The sequence below is a fragment of the Micromonospora sp. NPDC047465 genome, assembly GCF_040643125.1.
Classification (GTDB): Bacteria; Actinomycetota; Actinomycetes; order Mycobacteriales; family Micromonosporaceae; genus Micromonospora.
Genome location: NZ_JBEYTP010000055.1, coordinates 28,173 through 36,262 on the forward strand (window position 1 = coordinate 28,173; position 8,090 = coordinate 36,262).

The following is an 8,090-nucleotide window of genomic DNA, read 5'->3' on the forward strand; positions in this document are numbered from 1 at the left end:
CATGACCGCGACGACCACCGGCCGGGCCACCCTCCGTACCGTGCCCGAGCTGCTCGACTGGCGCACCAGCCTGCACCCCGACCAGGTCGCGGTCGAGGTGCACGGCGTGGCGACGCTGACCTTCGCCCAGTGGTCCGCCGGCGCGACCGCCGTGGCCGCCGCGCTGCGGCACCGGGGCCTGTGCCGCGGCGACCGGGTCGGCCTGCTGTTCGGCGCCCGCGACTGGACCCGGTTCGCCGTGGCGTACTGCGGGGTGCTGCGGGCCGGCGGCGTCGCCGTGCCGCTGTCCGACCGCCTCGCCGCCGGGCAACTCGGGTACGCGCTGACCCACTGCGCGGCCACCGCCGTCCTGCACGGCGACGACACCCCCGCCCCGCCGGTACCGCCCGGCGTGTCGACCTGGACGGTGGGTGACCTGCTCGCCGGCCCCGGAACCGGCCTCGACCCCGCCGGCCCCCGCCCGGGCGACCTCGCCCAGATCCTCTACACCTCGGGCACCACCGGCCGCCCGAAGGGAGTGGCCGCCACCCACGCCAACCTCACCGTGGGCGCGCCGACCCACCCGCGCCGGCTGGCGCTGGCCCACTCGCAGCGGTTCCTGCACGCGTTCGCCATCGGCACCAACGCCGGGCAGACCATGCTGGCCAACGCGCTCACCGCGAAGGCCGCCGCGTTCACCCTGCCCCGGTTCACCCCGGCCCGGTTCGCCCGGCTGATCGAGACGCCCGGCACCGGGACCGTCTTCGTCGTCCCGTCGATCGCCGTCGAGCTGCTCGACTCCGGGGCGCTGCGCGGGCGGGACACCGGCGCCGTGCAGCTCATCGGCTCCACCGCCGCCCCGCTCGCCCCGGCGGTCGCGGCCCGGCTGGCCGAGGCGTTCCCGCAGGCCACGATCGTCAACTACTACACGTCGACGGAGGCGGCCCCGGCCCAGACCACGATGATCTACGACCCGTCGCGCCGGGACGCGGTCGGACGGCCGGTGGGTGGGCAGTTGATGGTCGCCGACGCCGACGGGAACCCGCTGCCGGCCGGGGTCACCGGCGACGTGTGGCTGCGCGCCCCGCACCCCCGCGCGTACTACCGCGACGACGCGGCCAACCGGGCCACCTTCCGCGACGGGTGGGTCCGGATGGGCGACGTCGGCCGGATGGACGCCGACGGCTACCTGTACCTCACCGACCGGCACCAGGACGTCGTCAAGACCGGCGCGTTCAAGGTCTCCACCATCGAGGTCGAGGCCGCCCTGCACGAGCATCCCCTGGTCGCCGAGGCGGCCGTCGTCGGCGTCCCGCACCCGGTGCTCGGTTCGGTTGTGGCCGCCGCCGTCGTGCCCCGCCCCCCGGCCGGCCCGGACGGGCTGTCCCTGCCGGTGCTGCGCGGTTTCCTCGCCGACCGGCTGGCCGACTACCAGCTGCCCGCCCGACTCCTGCTGCTGGACCGGCTGCCCCGCAACGAGGGCGGCAAGGTGCTCAAGCGGCAGCTCACCCACCTCTTCGACAACTGACCACCAGCACGACCATAGGAGCACATGTGGGTACCGCCGAGGCGACCTCCGCGCAGCACGCCGTCTGGTTCACCGAGCAGGCCGGCGTCGCCGGCACGGCCTACCACATGGCGTTGGGCGTACGGTTCGCCGCCGACCTCGACCGCCGGGCCCTCGTCGCGGCGTGCGCCGCGGTGACCGAACAGCACCCGGTCCTGGCCGCCCGCGTCGTCACCGACGACGGCATCCCCCACCTGGCTCCCGCGGACACGCGCCCGGCGGTCACGGTCGGCGAGTGGACCGACGCCCGCGTCACCGAGGAGATCGCCCGCCCGCACGACCTGGGCACCGGCCCGCTGGCACGGTTCACCCTGCTGACCGCCGCCGACGGCAGCCACCTGCTGCTCGTCACCGCGCACCACCTGGCCTTCGACGGCACGTCCAAGGACGTGCTCGTCCGCGACCTGGCCGCCGCCTACGCCGCCGCCCGCGCCGGCGGCCCGGCCGCACCGTCACCCCGCGCCGACGGGTACGCCGGCCTCGCCGCCGCCGAGCAGCAACGCGTCGCGGCCGACCTGCCCGCCGCCCGCGACCACTGGGCGCGGCACTGGTCCGGCCCCGGAGACGTCGTCCTGCCCGGCCTACGTCGGCTGCCCACCGCCGCGGAGCCCGGCGAGGCCGTGCCCCTGGACCTGCCCGCCGGCCTGATCGACGGCGTCGACCGGGCCGCCCGGTCGATCGGGGTGACCCGCTTCGAGCTGCTGTTCGCCGTGCTGCACGCCCTGCTCGAGCGCTACGGCAACCAGGGCGCACCGGTCGGGGTGGCCCTGTCCACCCGCACCCCCGACCAGGCCGACCGGGTCGGACTGTTCGTCAACGAACTGCCCGTCGCGGTCGCCCCGGCGCGGGGCACGTTCCGCGACCACGCCCTCGCCGTCCGGGCCCGGCTACGCGAGACGTACCGGCACCGCGCCGTGCCGCTGGCCCACGCCGTGTCCGGGTTGCGGCCCGCCCCGGCCCTGACCCCGGTCAGCGTCGCCTACCGGCGGCGCGGTGCGGAACCAGCGTTCCCCGGCGTGGCCAGCGAGGTCGACTGGACCCTGTTCTGCGGCGCCGCCCGCAACGCCCTGCACGTGCAGATCGTCGACGCCCCGACAGGCGTCACGGTGAGCCTCCAGCACAGCCCGGCGGCCATCGACACCGACTCCGTACGCCGGATCGGCGGGCACCTGCGCACCATGCTCGCCGCGGCGGTCGCCGAACCCGACCGCCCCGTGGCGGACCTGCCGCTGCTGCCCGCCGACGAACTCGACCGGGTTTCCCGCGCCGTCAACGACACCGTCCGGGCGTACCCCGCCGTGACGGTGCCGGCCCTGTTCGCCGCCCGGGTCGCCGCAGAACCGGACGCGCCGGCCCTGGTCGACGGCGACATGACGCTGACCTACGCCCAGCTCGACGCCGCCGTCCTCCGGCTCGCCGCGCTGCTGCGCCGGCGCGCGGTCGGCCCCGGCACACTGGTGGCCGTCGCGCTGGACCGATCCTGGCAGGCGGTGGTGACCGTGCTGGCGGTGCTGCGCTGCCGCGCCGCCTACCTGCCGGTCGACCCGGGCAACCCGCCGGCCCGGCGGGAGGCGATCCTCGCCGACGCCGCCCCGGCGCTGGTCGTGACGGGCCCCGCCGCCGCGACGGACCGGCCCACCCTCGCCCTCGACGGGACCGACCTGCTCCACGGCCCGGTCCCGACCGCACCCGCCGACGAGCCGCCGCACGCCGACGATCTCGCGTACGTGCTCTACACCTCCGGGTCGACCGGCCGACCCAAGGGCGTGGCGGTGCGGCACAACGCGTTGGCGAACCTGCTGCTGGGCGTCCGCGACCTGCTGGGCAGCGGACCACGGGACCGGTGGCTGCACCTGACGTCGCTGTCGTTCGACATCTCCACCGTGGAGGTGTTCCTGCCGCTGGTCACCGGCGGCCGGGTCGTTGTCGCCTCGGCCGTCAGCGCGCTGGACGGCGCGGGCGTGCTGCGGCTGGTCCGCGACACCGGCGTGACCCACGCCCAGGCCACCCCGTCCGGCTGGCGGGTGCTGCTGGACGCCGGCCTCGGCGTGCCGGCCCCGGACGCCGGGAGCACGCCGGCGCCGCTGGTCGCGGTCGCCGGCGGGGAGGCGCTGCCGATCGCCCTCGCGCGGGACCTGCGGGCCCGCACCGCCCGACTGGTCAACGGGTACGGGCCTACCGAGGCGACCGTCTACGCGACCATGGCGGAGATCCCCGCCGGTCCCGACGAGGTCACCATCGGTCGGCCGCTGCCGAACGTGCGGGCGTACGTCCTGGACGAGGCCCACCGACCGGTGCCGCTCGGGGTGCCCGGCGAGCTGCACCTGGCCGGCGCGGGGCTGGCCGTCGGCTACCTGGGGCATGACGACCTCACCGCCGAGCGGTTCGTGCCGGACCCGTTCGGGCGGGCCGGCGAGCGGCTCTACCGCACCGGCGACCGCTGCCGGTGGCTGCCCGACGGGCGGATCGAGTTCCTCGGCCGCATCGACGACCAGGTCAAGATCCGGGGACAACGGGTCGAGCTGGGAGAGATCGACGCCCGGCTCCTCGATCATCCGGCCGTGGCCGCGGCAGCCACCGCGCTGCGGCACGACGCGGACGAGCCGCGCCTCGTCGCGTACGTGGTGTGCCGCGCCGGGGCCGCCCCACAGCCGGCGGAGCTGCGACAGCACCTGGCGCTGAGCCTGCCGCAGGCCGTGCTGCCCACCGACTACGTGACGCTCGACCGGCTGCCGCTGAACCCGAACGGGAAAGTCGACCGGGCCGCACTGCCCGCCCCCGCGCCCCGGGAACCGGTCGGGGCGGCCCCGGGCGGGACCGCCGCCGACGGAACCGGCGACGACCCGGTGGTGGAGCAGCTGCGCCAGATCTGGCAGGAGGTGCTGCGCATCCCCGACATCGGTGTGCACGAGGACCTGTTCGACCTGGGCGGGCACTCGCTGAGCATCACCCGCATCAGCGGCCGGATCCAGCAGCGGCTCGGGGTCGAGGTGCCGCTGGACGACTTCTTCGACACCCCGACCATCGCCGAGATCGCCGAGATCGTCCGGCAGTCCGCAAAGGAGTTCTGACATGAGTGGCACCGACCTGCGCGAGCGGATCGCGGAACTGGTGAGCGAGGCCACGACCGGGGAGGTCGCGGCGGCCGACGTGCTGGCCGGCGGGTCGATGGTCGCTCTCGGCGTGGACTCCCTCGGCCTGCTGCGCCTGGTCGACGCGATCGAGCTGGAGTACGGCTTCGAGGTGGACCTGAACGGACCCGGCCGCACCCTGGACACCCTCGACGACCTCGTGGCGCTGGTGAGCGCGGCAGGGGCCGGGCGAGCCGCCACCGGATCAGGTGGGGCGGGCGGGCCGTTGAGCTGAAACGCCGCGTCCCTTCCCACTGTCCGCGACGCGGACCGTTCGACGGGTCGCGGGCCGTGGCCCGGTCCGGGGGATCGCGGTAGCTGGCATGGCTGTCCATCATTGGTGCCATGACGTCAGTGAGTCGCCAGCGGGTAAGGAATGCGGACGGTCGAGCGCACAGTCGTGTCGAGCAGCGATTGATCAAGTCCGTCGCCTGCGGTGAGGTGCTCGACCTGGCCGGTGACGGGCCGGTCGACGAGGCAGCGATGCGGTCCTGGGGCGATGAGCGGACGGTCTCGGCTTCGGTCATCCGCGAGCTCGTCCGCGGCCGTCTGGTCAGCGAACCCGACCCACACGGCCTGCGGCTACGCGGAGCCCGGATCGCCGGTCAGATCGATCTGGAGAACATCAGCAGCGACCTGGCGCTGGAGCTGCGCGACTGTCTGCTGCCCAGCGGCGTGAATCTCCGCAACGCCCAACTGTCGGCGGTTGCCTTGACCGGGTGCCGCATCGAGCAAGCGGCAGACTCGGACGACGCGCCAGTCGACGCCACACGCTTCGCCGCGCGGGTGCTCTCGCTCGAAGGGAGCACCGCCACCAGCGCCAGCGAGCAGGGCACGGTCCGGCTGCTCGCTGCCCACCTCGGCACATTGGACTGCAGCGGAGCGCGGCTCGAGAACGCCACCGGACCCGCCCTCGACGCCGACGGCCTCCAGGTCGACCAGAGCGTGTTCCTGCGCGGGTCCACCGCCACCACCGCCAGCGAGCGAGGCACAGTTCGGCTACTCGGTGCCCACCTCGGCGGTCAACTGAACTGCAGCGGAGCGCGGCTGCAGAACACCACCGGACCCGCCCTCAACGCCGACCACCTCCAGGTCGACCAGGACGTGTTGCTGCGCGGTGGGTTCACCGCCACCAGCGCCAGCGAGCAGGGCACCATCCGGCTACTCGGTGCCCGCCTCGGCACACTGGACTGCACCGGGGCACGGCTGCAGAACACCACCGGACCCGCCCTCGAAGCCGACCACCTCCAGGTCGACCGGGACGTGGCCCTGGACGACGGGTTCACCGCCACCAGCGCCAGCGAGCTGGGCACGATCCAGCTGCCCGGCGCCCACATCGGCGGCGTCCTGTACTGCGGCGGGGCACGGCTGGAGAACACCACCGGACCTGCCCTCAACACCGACGGCCTCCGCGTCGACCAGGACATGATGCTGGACGACGGGTTCACCGCCACCAGCGCAGAGGGCCAGGCGGTGCTGGTGTTGACCGGTACGCGGATCGGCGGGACCTTCCGCCTCGACACCGACCGAACGACGCACACGGCACCGGACCGAGGATCACTCATCGAGTTGGACGGGCTCACCTACAGCGGGCTGCCGCGGCCCGCGTCACTGCCGCGCTGGCTGACCCTGCTGCGCGAGCACACCCCCGGCTACGCGGCCCAGCCCTACCAGCACCTCGCCGCCGCCTACCGCGCCGCCGGCCACGACCGCGACGCCCGCACCATTCTCATCGCCCAACGCCGCGACCAGATCCGGCGCGCCGGACTGGCCGGCTCCGAGCGGGCCTGGGGCCGCCTCACCGGCATCACCCTCGGATACGGCTACCAGCCCTGGCGCGCCCTGCTCCTGCTCCTCGCCACGCTTGCGACCGCAGTCACCCTCAGCGTCACCAGCGGCCACCACGGCGGCCTCGCCCAGAAGCCGGCGATCACCGGAGAAGTCGCAGCCACCGCCTGCACCACCATCGACCAGATCGGCGTGGGCCTCGACCTCGGCACCCCACTTATCAAAACCGGCGCCCGCGACCGCTGCCAACCCACGGACACCCCCGCCGGCCAAACCCTCACCATCGCCAGCTGGTTCCTGCAACTGCTCGCCTGGACCTTCGCCACCCTCTTCATCGCCGGCTTCACCAGCGCAGTTCGCAGGACCTGACCCTTGTCACGCTGACCACCAACGCCATAGGAAACTTGCTCCGATCACATGCGCGCTCATGCCAGTCAAGCGCCGCGCACACTGTCGGCGACAGCACCAGCCCAAGGCCAACGAGCAACGTTGCTCCGCGCAGCGACCATCGCCAGCGGGACGCGATCATCGGCTTCGGCGCCGCCGGCCTGCACCACGTCGGTGTCGTCGCGCGTGCACGGCAGCAGCGCCCACTGCCGGCCCGGCCGGCCGTCAGCGATGAAGTCCCCGCCACGCGCGGCTACCAGACGGAGAATGCTACGAGCCTGGAGGTGCTCCCGGCTGTAGCACCACGCCAAGACAACGCAGCGCTCGTAGAAGCTGTCGGAGGGCGCGTAGAAGCGGTACCTGTAGGAGTGGATCTCGCCGGCACACGTGACGGCGTCCCCGCCATGGACCCCGTGAATCGTGCTGACTTCGACCATGCCCACCCGGCAGACCTGCGCCCCATGGTCTTGATCTTCCCTGGCCGCGAGCCCAAGCCGCCATCCTGATCTGCCGCCGACCCGCCGGTCACCTCGACCAAGCCTGGCCGGGCTGCGGTCGTGACACCAGTAGATAAGAAGCCGATGAGCGGACGTGGCGTGGCCACGTAAACCAGTTGACGGCACCGGCAGGATGCTCGGTGTGCGTACGTTCGGTGAGCTGGTCGATGAGGCCGCCGCAGTGGACGTGTCCGGCTGGGACTTCGACTGGCTTGACGGCCGGGCGACGGAAGAGCGGCCGCCGTGGGGGTACTCGCGGTTGATCGCATCACGCCTGCCCCACGTCACCTCGGCCCTGGACGTCGACACCGGCGGCGGCGAGATCATCGCCGAGGTGCCGCAGCTACCGCCGAGAATGGTCGTCACCGAAGGCTGGCGCCCGAACGTCGAGCGTGCCCGTCACGCGTTGTCGCCCCGCGGTGTCGAGGTCGTGCCCGTCGAGCAAGGCCGGCCCCTGCCCTTCCCCGACGCCAGCTTCGATCTGGTGACGAGCCGCCATCCAGTGGACCCCGACTGGAGCGAGATCGCCCGCGTGCTCGTCGATGACGGCACATACCTCGCTCAGCACGTCGGGCCGGCATCCGCGTTCGAGCTCATCGAGTTCTTCCTCGGCCCGCTGCCACGGGAGCGGCTTGGCCGTCACCCGGATCGTGAGGCCGCGGCAGCGCGGGCGGCCGCGCTCGAGATCGTGGACCTGCGCACCGCTCGCTGCCGGATGGAGTTCTTCGACATCGGCGCGGT

6 protein-coding genes are annotated in these 8,090 nt (G+C 73.7%); 5 read left to right on the forward strand and 1 reads right to left on the reverse strand.

Annotated elements, in window-relative coordinates; all coding sequences use genetic code 11:
* The first annotated feature begins 1 nt into the window (after position 1).
* The 4 genes from ABZ793_RS30955 (at position 2) to ABZ793_RS30970 (ending at position 6,834) form a co-directional block, all read left to right on the forward strand.
* A complete protein-coding gene (locus ABZ793_RS30955) occupies positions 2-1,507 on the forward strand; it encodes an AMP-binding protein (RefSeq protein ID WP_357463672.1) in 1,506 nt (501 codons plus the stop codon).
* A 26-nt stretch (positions 1,508-1,533) separates the two neighbouring features.
* Positions 1,534-4,617 carry an amino acid adenylation domain-containing protein gene (locus tag ABZ793_RS30960; RefSeq protein ID WP_357463675.1) on the forward strand — a complete coding sequence of 1,028 codons (3,084 nt, stop codon included), beginning with the start codon at positions 1,534-1,536 and terminating at the stop codon, positions 4,615-4,617.
* A 1-nt stretch (position 4,618) separates the two neighbouring features.
* Positions 4,619-4,912 (forward strand): acyl carrier protein, encoded by a 294-nt coding sequence (locus ABZ793_RS30965; protein ID WP_357463678.1) that lies wholly within the window; start codon positions 4,619-4,621, stop codon positions 4,910-4,912.
* A gap of 179 nt (positions 4,913-5,091) precedes the next feature.
* A complete protein-coding gene (locus ABZ793_RS30970; RefSeq protein ID WP_357463681.1) occupies positions 5,092-6,834 on the forward strand; it encodes a hypothetical protein in 1,743 nt (580 codons plus the stop codon).
* 65 nt (positions 6,835-6,899) lie between these two features.
* Here the strand turns inward: ABZ793_RS30970 and ABZ793_RS30975 are convergent, their stop codons facing one another.
* Positions 6,900-7,295 carry a hypothetical protein gene (locus ABZ793_RS30975; RefSeq protein ID WP_357463687.1) on the reverse strand — a complete coding sequence of 132 codons (396 nt, stop codon included), beginning with the start codon at positions 7,293-7,295 and terminating at the stop codon, positions 6,900-6,902.
* 196 nt (positions 7,296-7,491) lie between these two features.
* Between ABZ793_RS30975 and ABZ793_RS30980 the strand changes: the two genes are divergently transcribed.
* A partial coding sequence (locus ABZ793_RS30980; RefSeq protein WP_357463684.1) for a methyltransferase domain-containing protein occupies positions 7,492-8,090 on the forward strand: 599 nt, incomplete at its 3' end.

Coding starts and splice junctions, on each gene's coding strand:
- ABZ793_RS30955 (WP_357463672.1), top strand. CDS start 2: ATGACCGCGACGACCACCGGCCGGGCCACCCTCCGTACCGTGCCCGAG.
- ABZ793_RS30965 (WP_357463678.1), top strand. CDS start 4,619: ATGAGTGGCACCGACCTGCGCGAGCGGATCGCGGAACTGGTGAGCGAG.